The organism is Streptomyces sp. HUAS MS02 (assembly GCF_055702265.1).
Map to the genome: position 1 here is coordinate 4,107,044 of NZ_CM146747.1, position 18,321 is coordinate 4,125,364.

Consider the following 18,321-nt stretch of genomic DNA (forward strand, 5'->3'; position numbering starts at 1 on the left):
GACCTGCACACCCATGCCCTCATGGCGTGCACCGCGTGAACTCCCCTCCCCCTCATGGCGTACGGGAGAACCGGTAGGTGGCCAGGCCCAGCGCCGCGGCCGTGATGGCGGCCAGCAGGCCCAGCTCCGCCAGCACCGGCGGGTTCCAGTCGCCGAGCAGCAGCCGGGTCTGTTCCGAGGTGAGGCTGTCGGGGCCCGGCAGGGTGCGGCGGACCGCGTCGACGCCGTACGTCAGCGGGTTCAGCTTGACCACGGCATCGAGCCAGCCCGGCAGACCGTTCGGCGGGAACATCGCGCCGGAGAAGAACATCAGCGGCATCATGCTGAGGTTCACCACGATCTGGAAGGTGTCGACCTGCTTGATCGTGACCGCCGCGAGCAGCCCGAACGACGTGAACATCAGCGAGACGAGCAGCATCTCCAGGAGCACGAGCAGGAGCATCGGGGTGTAGCTGATGCTCGCGATGCCTCCGACCGACAGGACCATGAGGCCGTAGATCCCGCCCGTGGTGGCCCCGCCGAGTGCGAGGCCGAGCACGATGCTGGAGCGCGGGAACGGCGAGACGAGCATCTGGCGGAGCACGCCGAGTCTGCGGTCCCACACGAGGGAGATGCCCACCGCGATCGCCGGGGCCTGTACGGACATGACCAGCACGCCGGGGAACAGGTACGCCCGGTAGTCGTTCAGCTGGGCCTTGCCGAGGGTGGAGGACGCGGCGTCGAGGCCGGTGCCCAGGACCACGAGAAACAGCAATGGCGTCACCAGGCCCATCGCGAGGCGTACCGGGTTGTGCCGCAGCCGTGTCATCTCGCGGCGCCAGAGCAGCGCGTACGGCCTGAGTGCGTTGCTCCGCCGGTCGGTGGGCGGGCTGTCGGGGGTGGTGGTCCTGTCCGTGGGTGCGAGCGGTGCCGTGTCGGTCCGGCTCATCGTCGTCCCTCCCCGATGTTGCTGAGTGTGCGCGCGTTCGGCGCGTTCTCCCTGATGGCGGACCCGGTGTGGTGCAGGAAGACGTCGTCGAGCGTCGGTGAGGTGACGGTCACCGAGCGGACGGTCAGGCCCAGTTCGGTGCACAGGCGCGGGACGAGGGTGGCGCCGTTCGACACCCGCAGGCGCAGTCCGTCCGGTCCGGGTTCCGCCGCCAGGCCGAAGCGATCGGACAGGGCTTCCACGGCGCTGGGGTCGTCCTCCGTGCGCAGGACGACGAGGTCGGCGCCGATGATGGACTTCAGCTCCGCGGGCGTGCCCTCGGTGATCACCTTGCCCCGGTCGATGATCGCGATCCGGTCGCAGTGCTCGGCCTCCTCCAGCTGGTGCGTGGTGAAGAAGACCGTGATCCCCTGTTCCCGCCGCAGCCTGTCCAGGTGCTCCCAGACGGCCGCGCGGGTCTGCGAGTCGAGGCCGGTGGTCGGTTCGTCGAGGAAGAGGACGCGGGGCGAGCCGAGCAGACCGCGGGCGATCTCCAGACGGCGCCGAAGACCGGTGGAGAACCGCTGTACGGGGATGTCGCCGCGCTCGGACAGTTCCATCATGTCGAGCATCGCGGCGATCGCGGTCCGTGCCTCGCGGCGGCCGAGCCCGCACAGGTCGGCCTGGAAACGGAGGTTCTCGGCCGCGGTGAGGTCCATGTCGAGCGTCGACTCCTGGAAGACGATGCCGATCCGGCGGCGGACCTCGGCGGGCCGGGTCGCCACGTCGAAGCCGGCCACTTCCGCCCGGCCCGCCGTGGGTTTGAGCAGCGTGGTCAGCATGCTGATCGTGGTCGTCTTGCCCGCGCCGTTCGGGCCCAGGAAGCCGAACGTGGCGCCTTCGGGCACCTCCAGGTTCAGGCCGTTGACCGCCGGTGATGTGCCGTAGTACGCGTAGAGGCCCTCGGCCCGGATCGCCGTCATGAGCGGCTCCTCCCGTCGGGGCACCGCACCGCCAGGACGGTCCGGAACACGCTCAGCTCGCCCGGCTCGTCCACGGGCCGTCCGTCGACCTCGACCCAGGCATGCGCGCCGAAGGGCTGGATACGGAACCCGGTACACCAGTCGGCCCACCTGCCCCGGGCCCGCACGAGCAGGAGGGTGGCCACGGAGCGCTGGAGGCAGCCGAGGCCCGCGCAGCGGGTGCTGACGGAGACGACCGAACGCCGGGCGCGCGCCACCTCGCCGTACGCGGCGGGCCGGGTGCCCTTGCTGATCACGCGCAGCACCCGTTGCAGCCGGGCCGGAGGCAGCCTGACCAGCAGACGTGCCGCGCCGGCCGCGCATCTGGGCGCGAGCTGCCGGTGCAGCGGGAGCCGCGGGGCCTGTTCCGCGACGGCAGGGGTGGTCACTGCGCCACCTCCAGGAGGTTGGCCGCGCTCAGCGACTCGATGAGGGCCATCACGTCCTTGTGCGCCTGCTCCTCGCTGACCGGGGCGACCTCGGACAGGCTCGCGGCAGTCGCGTCGGGGGTCGCTCCTTCGAGGAGTCTGCGCAGGATGGCGGAGCCGGACTGGTTCAACTGCCAGTAGCGGCCCCGGCGCCCGTCGAGCAGGACAGCACCGGTCTCCACGGAGGTGAGGGTGACGTCGCGGGCAAGGCTCAGCTTCACGTGCGTTCTCCCGTGTCGTGGGGGTGTGGCTGGGAGTGCGTCCGGAGCCAGCTCTCGCACGCCACGGTGGTCTCGATCGGGTGGAGGTGATGGGACATCGGCCCGGGGTTGAGCACAGCGGACCGGAACGCCGCCGGGTCGATGAGCCCGAGCCGGGCGAGTTGCGAGTCCTCGCAGAGCTCCAGGAGCCGGGTCCGGTTGCGTTCGAGGCCCCGGAACGCTTCGGCGCTGAACTCGCCCTTGTCACGGCGGTCGAGGATGTCGGCGGGCACGATGCCCCGTACGGCGGAGGTCAGCAGGGGCTTGAACCGCCCGGCCGCCAGGCGCTGGTCGATCCGGGTGGACAGCGCCGCCTCCAGTACGCGGTCGTCGAGGAAGGGCGCGTCCCAGACGACGCCCGTGTCCGCGACGACTGTGTTGACCTGACGGACTGTCTTCCCCTCGAAGACGATCGAGGCGAGCGCCTGGTGGTGGGCCCGGTCGGCGTCCAGCGGTTCCGGTGTCTCGGTGGCGGCCGTGGTGAACAGCTTCCGTACGGCGGCCACGGCGTCCGGTGTCGCCCAGGCGGGCATGCGGGGTGCGAACACCCAGCCGAAGTCGGGTTCGTCGAGCCGTGCGGGCGGAGTGCTGATCCGGGCGGCGACCGCGGTGAGGTTCTGCGCGAACGTCGACCGGTCCGCGAGGGCCCGTACGGTCGCGCCCAGCGACCAGCGGTTGGCGAGCCGGTAGCGGTTCACCAGTTTCAACCCGCTGCCCGGGTTCGCGCGGGCGAGGGACCATGCGCAGGCGGGCATCCGGCCGAACAGCTCGTCCCCGCCGAAGCCGGTCAGGTGCAGGGACGAGCCGTCCGTCGTGGCCCGTTTCGCAAGGTCCCGGACGTGCGCGAGCCCGGAGGCCCAGGTCGAGGGACCTTCCGGGGCGAGGTGTGTGTGGTCGGCGGTGTATCCGACGTCGAACAGATTCTCGGCGCGGTCCGCGGACAGCATGTGGTGCCGGGCCTGCGGGAGCATGGCGGCTGCCTTGCGGGCCCAGGCTGTGTCCTCGTTGGCGTGGTCGAGCGGCATGACGTGATAGGTGACCAGGTCGGCGCCCGCCTCGTCGGCGAGGAAGCACAGCGAGGTCGAGTCCAGGCCGCCGGACAGGTCGGCGCTGATCGTCCGGTCCGGGCGTACCCGGGTGGTGATCGCCTCGGACAGTGCCGAGCGGACGGCTTCCGCGCCCTGCGCGAGCGACAGGGACGCCTCCGGCAGCCGCCACCAGCGCCTCTGCCGTGACCGTCCGTCGGTGTCCAGTTCGAGCCAGTGCCCGGTGGCGAGCGTGTCGATGCCCCGGCGGACGGTGCGCAGGGAGAGCGGCCAGGGTGCTCCGCCGGGCGCCAGCAGCCGGGCGGCCAGCACCGTCTCGTCGAGGCCGGTATCGGTGAGGCGCAGCAGCGGTTCCATGCCGCTCGCCGCCACCGTCACCCGGTGGACCTCGGCGGTGAAGATCTGTCGTACGCCGGCCACGGACCCCTGGACGCGGGTCCTGCCGTCCATCGAGACCGCCAGATGGAAGAGTCCCGGCAGCCGGGACGCGAGCGTGTCCACGTCGTGCAGGGAGCGCATCCGGCCGAGCGCGGCCGTCGTTGCCGCCCGGTCCAGCCGGGTGCGGCCGAGGAGCACCATCCGGCGCGGGCCCGCTTCGACCACCGTGACCTCGTCCTCGGGCCAGGCACCGACAATCCAGGGCCGCCCCGACGCGTGGTCGATCCGCTGTGCCGCCCTCAGCGCCGCGGCCGACCGGCCGGCGGCGGGGCAGTCCGGAAGAACTGTGAATTCCATGTCGCCTCGTTCCCCGGGCGGTGCCGGTGCGCCGAAGCGCACCGGCACCGGTGTGATCACCAGAAGCAGACGATGGCGTAACCACAGCCGGCGAAGTCGTCACAGCTACCGACGCCGAGGCACTTGGTGAGCTCGTCGAAGTCGCCGATCTCCTGGAGGGCGGGGGGCTCGTAGATCGCGGACATGGTTTCCTCCCAGATGGTCGGGTCGCTCGGGCCGACCAGTTCGGCCCGTGACCTGTCTGGGAACCTACGAGGCGGCATGTCCCACCGGCATGGGACAGATGCCTCACGCACGTCCCGTCACGCGTCCCATCGCCGGTGCCGGAGATAGCCGGCGGCCAGCGCCGCGGCCGTCCACACGAGCAGCACCGCGAATCCGGTGTAAGCGTCGTGCGACTGGACGGTGAGCATCCGCATGCCCGCCTGGTCGGGGAAGTACCGGGCCACCTCCTTCGTCGCTCCGATGACGGAGAGGATCTGGGTTCCGGCGAGCACCATCGGGAGCAGTACGGCCAGGGGCAGGACGGCGCTGCGGGCCGTCGCGGCCACACCTGCCGCGAACAGGCTCATCAGCGTCAGGTAGACCACCGCGCCGGCCAGGGCGCGCGGGACGCCGTTCGCGTCGATCGAGGAGCCGTGGGAGCCGAGGGCGGCCTGGGTGACCAGGTAACTGACGACGATGACGGGGGCCGCCACAGCCGCGGCGGCGAGGGCGGTGACGGTCATCTTCGCCGCGTAGAGCCGGCCTCGCCGGGGCACGGCGAGCAGCGAGACGCGCATCATGCCCGAGGCGTACTCGCTGGAGACGATGAGGACGCCGAACACGAGCAGGGCGAGCTGGCCGTAGAGGATGCCGTCCAGGCCGGCCTGCTCGGGGGTGAAGTCGGAGCGGAGCCCCGGGCTGTCGGACTCGATCGCGCCCTTCGCGGACCAGCCGCCGAGGGCGGCGATGAAGACGCTGACGGGGACGAACAGGAGCAGTGCGACAAACGTGCCGCGGATTCCGCGCACCTTGGTGAACTCGGCCCGGATGGCCGCGGCCGTCTCAGACATGGGTGTTGCTTCCTTCGTCGCTGGTGAGCTTGAGGAAGGTGTCCTCAAGGGATGCCGTGTGGGTGCTCAGCTCTTCGAGCGGGAGCCCGCTCGCCGCGGCCAGTCGGCTGATCTCGGCCGCCGGCATGCCGTCGACCTCCAGGCTGCCGTCCGGTGCGAGCCTCAACGCCGCTCCCCTCTTCTCCAGTTCGGTGTTGAGCCGCAGCGGCTCCGAGGTCCGCACCCGTACGTAGGTCCGGCCGTGGCTCTGGATGAATTCCGACATACCGGTCTCCGCGAGGAGTTGCCCGCGGTTGATGACGACCAGTTGGTCCGCGACCATCGACATCTCGGTCATCAGGTGGCTGGAGACGAGCACGGTCCGGCCCTCGGCAGCCATCGAGCGCAGCAGTTCGCGCAGCCACCGGATGCCCTCCGCGTCAAGGCCGTTGACCGGCTCGTCGAGCACCAGGACCGGCGGATCGCCGAGCAGGGCCGCCGCCAGGCCGAGCCGTTGGCCCATACCGAGGGAGAACGTGCCGATCCGCCGCCGGGCCGCCGCCGTGAGACCGACCGTCTCCAGGACCTCGCCGACTCGTTTCCGGGCGATCCGGTTGCTCTGCGCGAGCCACAGCAGATGGTTGGCGGCGGTCATCCCGCGGTGCGGGGCCGACGTCTCCAGCAGGGCACCGACATGCCGGGCGGGGTACCTCAGTTCGTGATAGGCGCGGCCTTCCACCGTCGCGCATCCGGTGTCGGGGCGGGTGAGGCCGAGCACCATCCGCAGCGTCGTGGACTTCCCGGCTCCGTTGGGGCCCAGGAAGCCGGTGACGGTTCCCGGCCGCACCGTGAAGGTGAGGCCGTCGACGACGGTGTGCTGCCCGTACCGCTTGGTCAGGTTCTGGACGTCAATCACACGGTGAGTCTCGTCGGGCGTCCCGCCGGCCGCATCGGTCCCGAGGCTGGACCGCCGGACGGCCTTCGCGCTCCGAACTCATACCTACGGATGAGTCCGGGTCAGTACGGCAGCGTGGCCAGGACCCGGAAACCTCCGCCCGGGACGGGTCCGGCGCTGAGTGTGCCCCCGTGTGCGGCGGTCCGTTCCTTCATCCCGACAAGGCCCATTCCGCCGCCGGGCACGGTCGGCCGATGCCCCGTCCCGGGACCGTCGTCCACGACGTCGATCACCAACGTGCCCTGCCCTGCCGAGAGATGGACCCGGCAACCGGTGGGCGCGGCATGCTTGACGACGTTGGTCAGCGCCTCCTGCACGATCCGGAACGCGGACAGCGCGACCCCGTCCGGAGGTTCCTCCGGACACATGGACCGCAGGTCGACACGTACGCCGGCCGCCTCGGCCGTGCGGGCCAGGGTGGGCAGGTCCGACAACCCGAGAGCCGGCCGGAGGTCCTGGGCGTCGCCGTCCGGCTCCCGGCGCAGCACCCTGATGGTGGCCCGCATGTCGCTCAACGCTCTGCGGCTGACGTCCTCGATCACCTTGAGGGCCTCTTGTGCCTCCTCCGGGTGGGTGACGACGACGTGGTTGGCGACTGCCGCCTTGATCGCGATCAGGCCCACGCTGTGGGTGACGACGTCGTGGATGTCACGGGCGATACGGAGGCGTTCCTCGACCTTCGCCTGCTCGGCAGCGTGCTCGATGGCGCGCCTCGTGCTCTCCCGCCGTTCCCTGACGGCCGCCCCCGCCGCCCAGGTGGCGCCGAGGACGAGCAGCCCGAACAGGACCTGCACGACCCTGGTCCCGCCCTGGTAGCTCTGTCCTCCCGTCGCCGTGAGCAGGACGGCTCCCACCGCGCAAAGGCCGGTGATGAAGGCCGCCGACAGCCCCGGCCGTTGTCGCCTCGTCGTGGCCACCATGTACAGGGCGTACGCGGTGGCGAGAAACGGGATCGGTCCGACGCCGACGGCCAGCGCCACACAGGTGGCGGCCAGGACAAACCCGAAGACCGGCACGGGCCAGAGCCGTCGGACGACCAGCGGAAGCGCGGTGCTCACAGAGAGCAGCCACAAGGTGCCGCCGTTCACTCCGTCGGCGAGGTCCGGCCGCAGCACGGCCACCTGCGGGAGCAGTGCGAACCCGAGTGCGGCCGGCACGTCGAGCATGATCAAGCGCCGTCGTGGGAGATCACCCATGCCGTTGAACGTATTCGGTCGGTTCACGGTATGTCCAACGTAATGGCGTGATGACCGCTCTACGGCGAGACGGATTCACCCTTGCTGTGAGTTCGCTGTGCCTCCGAATCGCCACGTCACCCTTATCCGGCGGGTGCCCGAACACCCTGAACCGAACCGGCCACAGCCCTTCCTGGCACGTCTGCCGACGCTCCCGCGTGCGGGCCACCGGCCACATCGCACCCCTGGGCCGACAATCGCCCCTTAAGCGGAACCGCACCCTTCCATTTAAGAGGCGACCTTGCATCCCTGTCGATCACCTACGCATACTCGGCACCAGGAGTATGCAATAGCATCCTTGATTACATGTGACCACGAATGGCGGCACCGCCCCCATTCATCGCAGTCACCAAAAGAATGCTGCTCCTGCGCTCTTTGCTCGTCATGGAAACCAGACACGGGGGTCGCGTTCATCCATGAAAACCAACCTGTTCGTCATCAGTGACAGCCCGATCACCTTTGCGGGACTGGAAGCAATCATCGAGCAGGACGAGAGATTCGTCCTCACAGGACGGGCCGTAGCAAGCTCCGACGTCACACGTTGCCTCGAAGACACCGAATTACAGCCGGACGTCGTCATACTCGGCGAACCGTCCTCGAAAAGGACCATCTGCGAGACCGTACAGCAGATCGTCTCGCACTATCACCGCAAGAAGTCACGATCCAAGATAATCGTGGTGTCAGAGCAGGATGAAGACGACGTCATCGTCGCCGCTCTACGGGTCGGCGTCAAAGGATACCTCACGCGAATCAGGTCGTCCGAGGAACTGCTCCACGCCATCAGGATAGTCGCCGAAGGCGGCGCCACATTCAGTCCGGACATTGCTTCCCGACTCAGCCGGTACTTCTCTAAGATGCAGAGCGGATCGGACCTGACGGAATTTTCCGATCTGACCAGCCGCGAACTGGAGATACTGGAATTAGTCGCGCGCGGACTGGGCAACCAGCAGATCGCCCGGCGGCTTTTCCTGGCCGAAAAGACAGTACGCAACTACGTCTCGCGGATTTTCACCAAACTGGAGGTGCACGACCGGGCCACGGCGGTGGTGGTGGCACGCGACGCCGGCCTCGGCGGACACAGAGGAGTGCCGGCTCCGCAGAGCATCTGATCCCATGGCTCCGCACCCGCACACAGGGCGACTGCGCTGTCGCAGCGACCTGCGGGGAGGCACGGGAGCGTGACAAGGCTGGAGGAATGAGCGACCACACGCGACGAAGCCCCGTTGCGTGTGGCGCCTCCCCAAGTCGCCTTCACGCCAAAGAGCTTCGGCGTGCCGTCGGTCTGCCGCCGCCTGTCCGGTCAAGCCGCCCACTCGTCAGCAGCGCCCCACGGGCCCGCCGGCCGAGCGGGCGGGCCCAGGCCGCCATGGGGCGCCGAGGACCGGGCGAGCCGTAGCCGGGACAGCGGACCGACGGACAGGAGGTCCCCGACCTCAGCCCCACTGAATGGCCCCACATCCCGCCCGCCTTTGCCGATTGCAAGAATGCGCCCGTTGGGCGGACGTGAGCATCGGCTCGGGGCGGGCACGAGCACTGTTGGAACGGGGGTAGCCATGGCGTTGGTCATGTGTCCACTGTGCAGCGACGACGAGGACATCGAGGTGATCCGCACGCACGACGGCGGACGTCGCGTTGTGAAGCACAGGTGCGGCTACGAATGGGAGCACACAGAGCCCACCGCCCCGCAGCGGAACCCGCTCCGCACCTTCGGCGACCTCAAGGCCCGTTTCCCGAAGCCCGAGGACGTCGATCCCGAGCAGTTGGAGCGCGTGGCCCGGCTGAAGGAGCAGTACCTCGCCGTCGAACCGGACTTCGCCCCCGAGGTGGCGGCCTACTGGTCGAAGTATCAGCAGATCTTCTCCCCCGGCGGGCTGTGGGCGTGCGACCCCAGAGCCCTCAAGGACTTCGCCAACTCCGAGGTCGGAGCCCGCCCCGGCAATCAGGCCACCTTCAACTCCGCGTGGAACGACATGGGCGATGCCGCGGCCGGGGAGGCGACCCGCCGGACGATCGAGTACCTCCTGCACGAACCTGACGACGTGCCGCTCGAAGACCGGCTCCAACACCTGCTGTCCGGCACCAAGCCGTTCGCCATGACCGGTTTCAAGGAGGCCCTCCTCACGAGGGTTCTCTGCGTGATGCACCCCGACCGGTTCCTGACGATCCTCAAGTACACGACGGAGGCGGCCGGCAAGCGCGAGATCGCGCGAATGGTCTACGGACTGGAGCTGCCGGCACCCGAGTCGGTGAACTGGACCCTCGGCCGGCTCATCCTCTGGAGCAACGACCTCCTGAATGACCTCGTCGGCCCGGGCTTCGCCAACCAGCAGCACGCCGCCGCGTTCCTGTGGTGGGCCAAGGACCGGGTCGAGGGACTTCCGTAGGTTGCCGTACGTGCCTCCAGGCACGGCCAGGAGCACTTCGCCGGCTTCGGCGACCTGAACGACGTGGACCTGCTCATCACCGGCAGCGGGCTGAACCCCGAGGACGCCCTCACCATCGAACGCAAGGCACCGAGGTGCTGCGTTCGCCCGTGGGCCCTCGTAGCCCCCGATGGGCTCGGCACGGCTGAACGCGAGCGCACCACCAGGGTTCAGCCGCTTCGCGATGAGCCGGCTGTACCCGCGAAGGCGCCGAGCGCCACCCCGAGGCGGTTCCCCCATGTGCGTCGTGGGACCGCCGATTCCGCCTCAGGCCGTCGGAACGGCACAGGACCGAGACCGCTGATCGCAGCACCCGGACCGCCCAACCGACGCCAGAACCCGGACTCGGCGAGAGAACTCCTGACTGTCCATCACGCACAGCTGTCCACCGGCTGTCCACCGAAGATTCCTCCGACTACCTGCACATCGACGACAACGTCTTCGCCGCCCGCTGGAGATCCAGCACCACACACATAGTGCGGGCTTCCACCGCGCCCTACCGCTCCCTGACTTCCTCGCCGCCGCCACCGCCACCGCAGTACTGTGGCGAACAGCCTCCCTCGCGACTGCGACTTCGGCATGTTCACCACCCTCACCAGCCCGTGAGATGGGTCGTTCCGCCCGGGCGACTGGGCTTGATCCGCTGTGACGGATATTCGAGATCGGAAGCCTGCCCCGAAGGGGCGCCGACGACCGCCCGACCATGGACGCAGTTGGGCGCACGCCAATCCGACCGGCCCAAAGACGAGTGACCACGAGAAGCAAAAGACCAGCTCACAGCTCTGCAGAGCAGAACCGCCACCGACTGCGAACCTCAGACCTACGCATTGCGATGCACAGACCACACGTACCCGATTGGCCCGAATTCCAAGGTCAGCCAAAACAAGAAACCCCAGGTCAAAGGCTCGACCTGGGGTTCATCACAGAGCCGCCTTCGGGATTCGAACCCGAGACCTACGCATTACGAGTCGAAAGAACCTCTTGACGATCTTGCTTGATCCTGCTTGATCTATAGCGTTTTTGCAGGTCAGAAAGGGTGCGGCATACCGGCCTTGCTAGGTCTTTCTCGATCCTTCCCGGTCCTTCTGTTCCCCCAGCGTTCCCCCTGGTTCCCTAAACGACCCCCCGCGGAGCCGCCGCGGCAGCCGTCGGCAGCCGTCGGCAGCAGATTCGCAGACGGAAGCGAGGGTTGCGAACCTTAGAACTACACACATCCATTGAGGCGAGTTGGGCTTCGCATCCCCTGCACCCGGGATGGAGCCTGTGACCGTTGTCGCAGGTCAGCCACGTAGTGGCAGCCTAGCGCAGGTGCTCGTCGACTACCGAAATGCAAGGACCACTCCTCCGCAGGACACTGGCCAGGCGACCGCGAGCGATCCCATCGATCACCGGCCACCCGGCCGCTTACCCGTTCCCGAGGTATGACCCGCCCCCTGCAGGGCCATTACCATCCAGCAGGATATATTTCACTCTTAGGTGTGATATCACTACTGACTTGTAATGCGTGATGTCGTGGGGTGCTGACAGGTCGTGATCGTCGCGGTACACCACGGTCATGAGGTACGCGCAGGGTGGCGGGCTGACTGCCGAGCGGAGGGCCTTTCGCGAGCGGATCCGTCTGGACGCGGGCGAGATGTTCGCGGCCGGTAGCGACAACGCCGAGGTGGCGAAGGTGCTGCGGGTGCATGTGCGCTCGGTGCAGCGCTGGCGGCGCGAGTGGGCCGAGCGGGGTGAGGCGGGCCTGGTCTCGAAGGGGTCGGCGTCCCTGCCCAAGCTCAGCGACGAGTTGTTCGTGAAGCTGGAGGCGGCGCTGGCGCTGGGGGCGGTGGCGCACGGCTGGCCTGACGAGCGCTGGACGCTCGCGCGGATCCGGACACTGATCGGGCGGATGTTCCACAAGAGCTACACCGGGCCCGGGGTGTGCCTGTTGCTGCACCGGCACGGCTGGTCGCCCCAGGTCCCGGCTCGCAGGGCGGTGCAGCGCGACGACGAGGCGGTCGCGACGTGGGTGAAGGAGACCTGGCCGGCCGTGGAACCACCGCGGCGGCGCTCGGCGCCTGGACCGTCTTCGCCGACGAGGCCGGGTTCTCGATGACGCCGCACACCGCCCGCACCTGGTCCCGCCAAGGCGTCACCCCGGTGATCCGGGTCAACGGCGGCAGCAGACGCCACCTGTCGGTGGCCGCTCTGTGCTGCTACAAGCCTGGCGAGCGGGCGCGGTTGGTCTTCCGGCACACCGGTGACCGGCGGGCCGACGGCCGCAAGGGCTTCTCCTGGAAGGACTTACGGGACCTGCTCGCCGCCGCCCACACTCAGCTCGGCGGACCGATCGTGCTGGTCTGGGACAACGTCGGCCTGCACCTCAGTCGCGCGATGCGCGCCTGGACCACGGCCCGGGACTGGCTCACGGTGTTCCAGTTGCCGGCCTACGCACCGGACCTCAACCCCGTGGAGGGGATCTGGTCCAGCCTGCGGCGCACCAGCCTGGCCAACGTCGCCTTCGCCGACTACACGCACCTGGTCAACGCAGTCCGCCGGGGCCTACGTCAGATCCAGTACCGGCCCACCATCATCATCGGCTGCCTCATCGGCACCGGCCTCGCCATCAGCCCTGACGACATCACGCATTAATCCTCAGTAGCTCAGATTGGGGAAATACGACAGGCTCACACTGTTTCTTCCCATGACAGCTCGTCCACTCGAAGGGGCAGAGCGTGCTGGTAGGGGCGTTGGCATCGTCTTGGTCCCGTCGGATAACCGTGCCGTCGGTGTCCACTGATCCCTCGACCGAGGAATGGCTGCTACAGCTGAGGGCCGCAGAACCCCGAGCTGTGCGAGACGCAGTGGTCTTCGCCCCCGACGAGCGTGTGGTGACCGCGGTGCTCACGCTGCTCACGAAAGCGCGCACGATCACTGCTGCCTGGGACGGCGCAGTCCGGCTCGACGGCACCGGACAGTTACTGCTGCGGATCGTTGCGAACGGACACGGCACCCGTTTCGAAGGCGGCGACCTGGCAATCGCCCACGCCCACTTCCTGGCTGGGCTCGACGAACATCTGACAACCCCAGGCAACGCCCGCCGCGCCTACGAGCTGGCGGCGCTCGAATACCGCAGGGCGGGCGCGGAAGCCCTTGCCTGTATCGCCTCGTTCGCGTCCGCCACAGTGAGTCAGGCCACCCTGTTTGAAGCCGACTTCTCCGAGGTCCGCAAGCGACTCGGTCTGCTGGCGGGCGGCGACGCCGACACAGCAGCCACGCTGCGACGGACGCTGCCCCCTTATCTGAGCGTCATCGAGTGGGCCGTGGAGGTACGCGCAGGACACGCCGAGTCGGACTCCGTCCCTGCGGAGACCGACAGCGACACTCCCACCCTCCTAGACTTCTTCGCGGCGTCCGCTCTCGATGAACCGCGGGTGGCCGCGCAGCTGGCACGGACCGCCGATGCCGTTCGACCGGCATCCGAGCCCCCAGCGACGAGCCTGCGCAGGCTCTCGCACGCCTTGTGTGCGAGGCGGCGGTGGGCCGAGGCCGCGGAACTGCTCACCGAAGTTCGCGTGCTGGATCCGGGCGACCTGTCGGATGCGGAGGCCCTGGCCCGTGCTTACGGAAACGTGGGCCGCTGGCCCGAGGGAAGGGCACTGCTGCTCGGACTGCTAGGAGACCCGCCACGACGGGACGACCTGTCGGTTCTTGTTGACCTGTGCGGCATGGAGCACCTCTTCGGCGATACTGAGGAGTCTGCTCGGTGGCGTCGCATGATCATGGAGCTGGATCCGGAGAGCGACCCGTACCAGGGGCTGCCCGGAATGCCTGATCCGCCGGAGCCGGAGCGGCCCCGGAGCTTGGCCGCCACTTTCACTGACGGCACCCTGCACATCTGGGAGGAACTGTCCGCAGGGCTGCCGCCCGAGGAGCTCACTGCCCACATGACTGCGGCGATCGTGGCGGGCAGCCCGCAGGGTGGCGAACTGCTGAACTCCCTGACGCGCGACGATCCAGTGATGGCGGAGCGGGTCATGTTCCTGCTCGGAGTTGTCAGGATGACGCCGGAAGAGGCCCAGGCCGCCGAACACTTCGACGCGGCGGAGGAACACTTCCGTCGCGGCCGTCTCGACGAGGCCACGGCCGAGTACGAAGCCACGCTCCGACTGCAACCGGAACATGTGCAAGCGGTGACGTACCTGGGAGACACCTGGTACCGCCGTGGTGCCTACCACGTTGCCCAGGCGTACTTCGAGGAATCTCTGGCTGTGAAGCCGACACCGCAGGCCTACCGCTTCCTCGGCGACGCGATCTGGTTCGGCGGCCATGGCGGTCGCCGGGCCCGTCCGTGTTACGAGAACGCGCTGAGGATGGCACCGAACTATCGTGGTGCGAGAGATGCGCTCGCCCATGTGCGGGAACAGGAACCGCCGGAACAGCTCCAGCCGCCCGGCGCAGGGGAGGTCGTAACGCCGTCCCTTCGGGACGTGCTTCTCGGCCGAGCAGCGGTCTCTGGTCACGGACCGACCCCCGAACCTGCCGCCGCGCCGCAGCAATCCGGAACGCCAGCCGCGACGGACATAAACAAGGGGGCGGTCGCTTACGGCGATCGCAATCTCGCCGCCCATCGCCGCAACGAGTCACCCGACCATTTCGTCCACTTCATTGAAGATGACGACCGATTTGCGCAATGGGTCGCGGCGGCCGAGCCCGACGACCTTGCCCGAGCCGCTCTGGACGTAGCGGCTATTGGTTTCCAGTACCACAGCAAGGACAGGGACCTGCCCCGGTGGAAGTTGTGCGTGATGCGACAGGTGGCGCTCGCACAGGCGCTTCCCGCCGGCTTCGGCCCGCAGCACAGCAGGCTGGAGCTGGGCCGGGACCGTCTGCTGGCGGATGCGCTCTCCGAACTGGCCGAGCTGCGGGTGGTGGAGGGGCTGCTTCCCGAGGCCCGCGCCCTCTACGAGCACTGCGTCGAACTGCTGACTGCGGAGGAGGACGCTCGCGCACGGGCCGGACTCGTGGGCGAGTCTGAGTTCGACCGATTGTTTCACCAGGTGAGCGTCATGGGCCACACTCTCCACGCACTGGCCGATGTGTGCCACGAGTTGGGGGATGACACCGCCGCGCAGCGACACTGGGCGGCGGCAGAACAGCTGATCGACTCCCGGCCCACGACCGAGGTGGAGGTGCAGGCTTTCATCAGTGCCGCGGACTTCGCCCTCGACAGTGGTCTGGTCGATCGTGCGCTGGGTCTGTACCAGCACGCTGTCTACCTTGCCGAGGACGACGATCCGGACCCGCTGGTGCCGCGTGTTCTGACGACCGCGCTGAGCGGTCTCGGCCGCGGCTACTTGCGCCTGGGTACAGCGCGTGTGGCACTGGCCTGCTTCGAACGGGCCCGCCTCCTCAACGAGCGGACCGGCAACGCGGAACGTCTTGCCTACAATCACATGCGCATCGCGGATGTCCTGCGGAAACGCCCCGAACTCGCTGGCTTGGCGAGCAACGTCGGAGAGGCCCCCGACCTGCGTGACGCGCGCGCTCACTTGGAGCAGGCCCTGATCTACGCGAGCCTCCCGGATCCCGGCCACGACGAATTCGGTTGGACGACCTCGGGCGGGGCCTCCTACCGGATCAGCGCCCCGGATCGGGCGTGGCCGGTGCTTATGCGGTTCGGCGGTCTGTTCCAGGAGTCCGGCGACGACCCAGCCGCAGCACGCTTCCTGACCCTCGCCACTCGTTTGGCGGACCTGATGCGGGCAGGGCTGGTGGACGACAGCCAGCGGATCGCGGTGCAGAACCAGCGCATCGAGGCGTTCGCCGAGCTGACCAAGGTACTCGTGCGGCTGGCTGCCAAGGGCGGGCCGGAAGCGGGCTCGTACGCCGAGAAGGCCTGGCTGGCCAATGAGTCCATGCGAGCTCGCGCCTTCCTCGACGAACTGGGCGACGCCGAACTCTCCGCTCCGTCCGACGTTTCCGCCGTCCTGCTGGACAGGGAGCGGGAGCTGCTGGCCCGTCGGCGCCGGCTACGTGGGGCGGGAGGCGTCCAGAGGCTCGGCTTCTGGGACGAGTACCGGGAACTCGTTCAGGAGCTCGACGGAGTCTGGGAGGAGATGCGCAGGACGAGCCCGGCCGCCGAAGGGTATGTCGAAGTGCGGCAGGCCCAGCCCGCCGATCCGGCGGACCTGTCCATGCTCCTCGACCACGGCGAACGGGGCGCTGTGCTGGCCAGCTTCGTGCACTTGGGGAACGGGACGCTCGGCGTGATCGCGTTGCGCGCCGATCAGTCCACGCCTGTCATTGAGACCCGCCCCGTCGATGTCGTACAGCTCAGGCGGTTCATTCGGATGAACTTCGGCTCGGCCGGACGGGTACGCGAGCTGGCGGTCGACGCGGAGGATCTGTTCCAGCACGAGATGGCCATCGTCGGTGACCTTCTGACGACAGTGTGCGACCCGGAAGAGCTGTTGATCGTCTGTCCCACCGGTGCCCTGCACCATGTGCCGCTCGGAGGGCTGCGGACCGGTAGCGGGATCCTGCTGGAGCGCAACCCGCTCGCGCTGTTGCCGAGCGCGTCCCTCCTACGAGCCCTGCACTCGGCGGCCTACGCATCGCCCTCGATACCCGCTGCCGTCTTCGGAGACCCGGCCGGAGATCTGCCGGGGGCACGGGCCGAGGCCGTGTCTGTCGCGGCCCGCTTCGCGGCAGTGCCGCTGCTCGGCGAGGACGCCACGCGGGCCGCAGTACGCGAAGCCATGACCGCAGCGGGCATTCTCCACGTCGCCGCGCATGCCCACTTCGACGCCGCGGACCCGTTGAGGTCCGGTCTCGTCCTTGCGGACGGCGTGCTCAGCGCACGAGAGATCCTCAAACTTAGGTCCCCTGCGCTGTCCCTGGTCACGCTCTCCGCCTGCGAGACCGGTATCTCCAAGACGGACGCCGCGGAGGAACTGGTCGGACTGATCCGGGCGCTGCTCTTCGCGGGCGCCGACGCCATGGTCGTCAGCCTGTGGAAGGTACCCGACCTGGCTACCAAGAACATCATGAACGACTTCTATGGCGCCATCGGGCGCGGCAGCAGCAAGAGCGACGCGCTGCGTCACGCAGTGCTCAGTGCCAGGGACACGTACGGACCGGGGCGGCTGGACCGATGGGGCGGTTTCCAGCTCATCGGGGACTGGCGCTGAGAGGCAGGAACTGACGTTCGCGGAAAGGAACCCACCGGATGACGGACGACGAAACCCTGTTCGCGCCTCTTGCCGAGCTCGCCTTCGACGTGGACGAGGAGGAAGCGGACCGCGCGGCCACCGAAGTGATCGACGATGCCACGCTGCGCCTGCTGAAGCGTGAGAACCGGGTGGCCATCGCCCGGGCGCCCAGCCGACGCGTTTCCGCCCCGGGCATGGCAGAGGGCCGGTGCGGTCACGACGTTCCGCTGTTGTTCACTCTGCACGCCCATCCCGAGTGCACCTTCGCCTGGTCACGTCTGATGGTCGACCTCAGCCCCACCCCGGACTGCGTCATCGCGGACATGGCACCTCGCGAGGTCGAGGATCTTCCGCTGGAGGTGGAGACGACCGTCGGTGTTGACCTGTCCTTCTCCATCGCGGCCTCGGCGGTGGACCTCTCTGCGGCGCCCCAGCTCGGCCAACGGCGCACGGTCTACTATCCGCTGGTCCTGACGTCTGGCATCGGCTTCCGCAAGGCGTACTGGGACTTCTATCCCAAGGCGGGCGACTACCTGCACACCAACAAGGAGCTGCGACTGCTGCTGGACGCCTCGGCGGACGTACAGGTACAGGCGACGTTCACGGTCCGCGCCAAGGTTCGCTTCCGAGGTCTGCCCAGGCTGATTCCGCTCCTGGCGCGTACCGGCACCACGATGACGGCGGTCCGGCTCGCCTGAGCACTAAAAGGCTCCTGAAAATCTTGTTGTTGGGGCTGTCCAGCCGTGGGCCGGACAGCCCTTTCGCTATTCGGTGGCCGACCCCCGCTCTGGCCGGCTGTCCTATTGCCAGCAGACCAGAACTCGCAGCGCCTCACCGTTGATGAACACCCGGTCATACTTCCCGTCGCCGTACTGGCGCAGACGGCCAAGGCTGACAAGCTCCTTCACTGCATTGCTGACAGCCGGGTAAGTCACGTTGTACCTCTTGGATGCACAGGTGATCGTGAGCATGGGGTAGCCGATCAGGTCCTCAGCGATGCGCAAGGCAACGCCTGTAGCCTTGACCTGGTGGAGAGTGGTGACCATTCGCTGCTTGCGACGCCAGGTAGACGCAGCGTTGAGT

15 protein-coding genes are annotated in these 18,321 nt (G+C 68.3%); 5 read left to right on the plus strand and 10 right to left on the minus strand.

The annotated features are described in order from the left end of the window. Positions 1–52 precede the first annotated feature (52 nt). From ACZ9QC_RS17625 to ACZ9QC_RS17665, 9 genes are all read right to left on the minus strand, one after another. Positions 53–928, minus strand: a complete 876-nt coding sequence (locus ACZ9QC_RS17625) for an ABC transporter permease (RefSeq protein WP_272173222.1) — start codon at positions 926–928, stop codon at positions 53–55. After that, positions 925–1,890 carry an ATP-binding cassette domain-containing protein gene (locus ACZ9QC_RS17630; protein WP_472920979.1) on the minus strand — a complete coding sequence of 322 codons (966 nt, stop codon included), beginning with the start codon at positions 1,888–1,890 and terminating at the stop codon, positions 925–927. The genes ACZ9QC_RS17625 and ACZ9QC_RS17630 overlap by 4 nt, the downstream gene beginning before the upstream one ends. After that, positions 1,887–2,318 (minus strand): lasso peptide biosynthesis B2 protein, encoded by a 432-nt coding sequence (locus ACZ9QC_RS17635; RefSeq protein ID WP_472920980.1) that lies wholly within the window; start codon positions 2,316–2,318, stop codon positions 1,887–1,889. The genes ACZ9QC_RS17630 and ACZ9QC_RS17635 overlap by 4 nt, the downstream gene beginning before the upstream one ends. Continuing rightward, positions 2,315–2,578: a lasso peptide biosynthesis PqqD family chaperone gene (locus tag ACZ9QC_RS17640; protein WP_472920981.1), complete on the minus strand. Its 264-nt coding sequence runs from the start codon at positions 2,576–2,578 to the stop codon at positions 2,315–2,317. Before ACZ9QC_RS17640 ends, ACZ9QC_RS17635 begins: the two co-directional genes overlap by 4 nt. After that, entirely contained in the window at positions 2,575–4,398 is a 1,824-nt protein-coding gene (locus ACZ9QC_RS17645; protein ID WP_472920982.1) for a lasso peptide isopeptide bond-forming cyclase, read from the minus strand. The genes ACZ9QC_RS17640 and ACZ9QC_RS17645 overlap by 4 nt, the downstream gene beginning before the upstream one ends. Positions 4,399–4,454: 56 nt before the next feature. After that, entirely contained in the window at positions 4,455–4,583 is a 129-nt protein-coding gene (locus ACZ9QC_RS17650) for an aborycin family tricyclic lasso peptide (protein ID WP_272173227.1), read from the minus strand. Positions 4,584–4,700: 117 nt separating this feature from the next. Continuing rightward, complete coding sequence (locus tag ACZ9QC_RS17655) at positions 4,701–5,453, minus strand: ABC transporter permease (protein WP_472920983.1); 753 nt, start codon at positions 5,451–5,453, stop codon at positions 4,701–4,703. Beyond that, positions 5,446–6,348 (minus strand): ABC transporter ATP-binding protein, encoded by a 903-nt coding sequence (locus tag ACZ9QC_RS17660; RefSeq protein WP_472920984.1) that lies wholly within the window; start codon positions 6,346–6,348, stop codon positions 5,446–5,448. The genes ACZ9QC_RS17655 and ACZ9QC_RS17660 overlap by 8 nt, the downstream gene beginning before the upstream one ends. A 101-nt stretch (positions 6,349–6,449) precedes the next feature. Continuing rightward, a complete protein-coding gene (locus tag ACZ9QC_RS17665) occupies positions 6,450–7,583 on the minus strand; it encodes a sensor histidine kinase (RefSeq protein ID WP_472920985.1) in 1,134 nt (377 codons plus the stop codon). Between the two features lie 455 nt (positions 7,584–8,038). Here ACZ9QC_RS17665 and ACZ9QC_RS17670 point away from each other — a divergent pair, with 455 nt between their 5' ends. The 5 genes from ACZ9QC_RS17670 (at position 8,039) to ACZ9QC_RS17690 (ending at position 17,936) form a co-directional block, all read left to right on the plus strand. Next, positions 8,039–8,731 carry a LuxR C-terminal-related transcriptional regulator gene (locus ACZ9QC_RS17670; RefSeq protein ID WP_472920986.1) on the plus strand — a complete coding sequence of 231 codons (693 nt, stop codon included), beginning with the start codon at positions 8,039–8,041 and terminating at the stop codon, positions 8,729–8,731. 444 nt (positions 8,732–9,175) lie between these two features. Beyond that, a complete protein-coding gene (locus ACZ9QC_RS17675) occupies positions 9,176–10,006 on the plus strand; it encodes a hypothetical protein (RefSeq protein ID WP_472920987.1) in 831 nt (276 codons plus the stop codon). Positions 10,007–11,600: 1,594 nt separating this feature from the next. Next, positions 11,601–12,676, plus strand: a protein-coding gene (locus tag ACZ9QC_RS17680; RefSeq protein WP_472914640.1) for an IS630 family transposase whose coding sequence is annotated in 2 segments (ribosomal slippage) — positions 11,601–12,054 and positions 12,054–12,676 — 1,077 coding nt in all. Because the reading frame shifts where the segments join, the coding sequence is not laid out codon by codon here. 239 nt (positions 12,677–12,915) lie between these two features. Beyond that, entirely contained in the window at positions 12,916–17,217 is a 4,302-nt protein-coding gene (locus tag ACZ9QC_RS17685) for a CHAT domain-containing protein (protein WP_472920988.1), read from the plus strand. 38 nt (positions 17,218–17,255) lie between these two features. Further along, complete coding sequence (locus tag ACZ9QC_RS17690; RefSeq protein WP_472920989.1) at positions 17,256–17,936, plus strand: hypothetical protein; 681 nt, start codon at positions 17,256–17,258, stop codon at positions 17,934–17,936. Between the two features lie 102 nt (positions 17,937–18,038). On the opposite strand, the gene ACZ9QC_RS17695 is transcribed toward ACZ9QC_RS17690, so the two are convergent. Then, the gene (locus ACZ9QC_RS17695; protein ID WP_472920990.1) at positions 18,039–18,284 is read right to left on the minus strand and encodes a hypothetical protein; all 246 of its coding nucleotides are present in this window, start codon (positions 18,282–18,284) and stop codon (positions 18,039–18,041) included. Positions 18,285–18,321 lie beyond the last annotated feature (37 nt).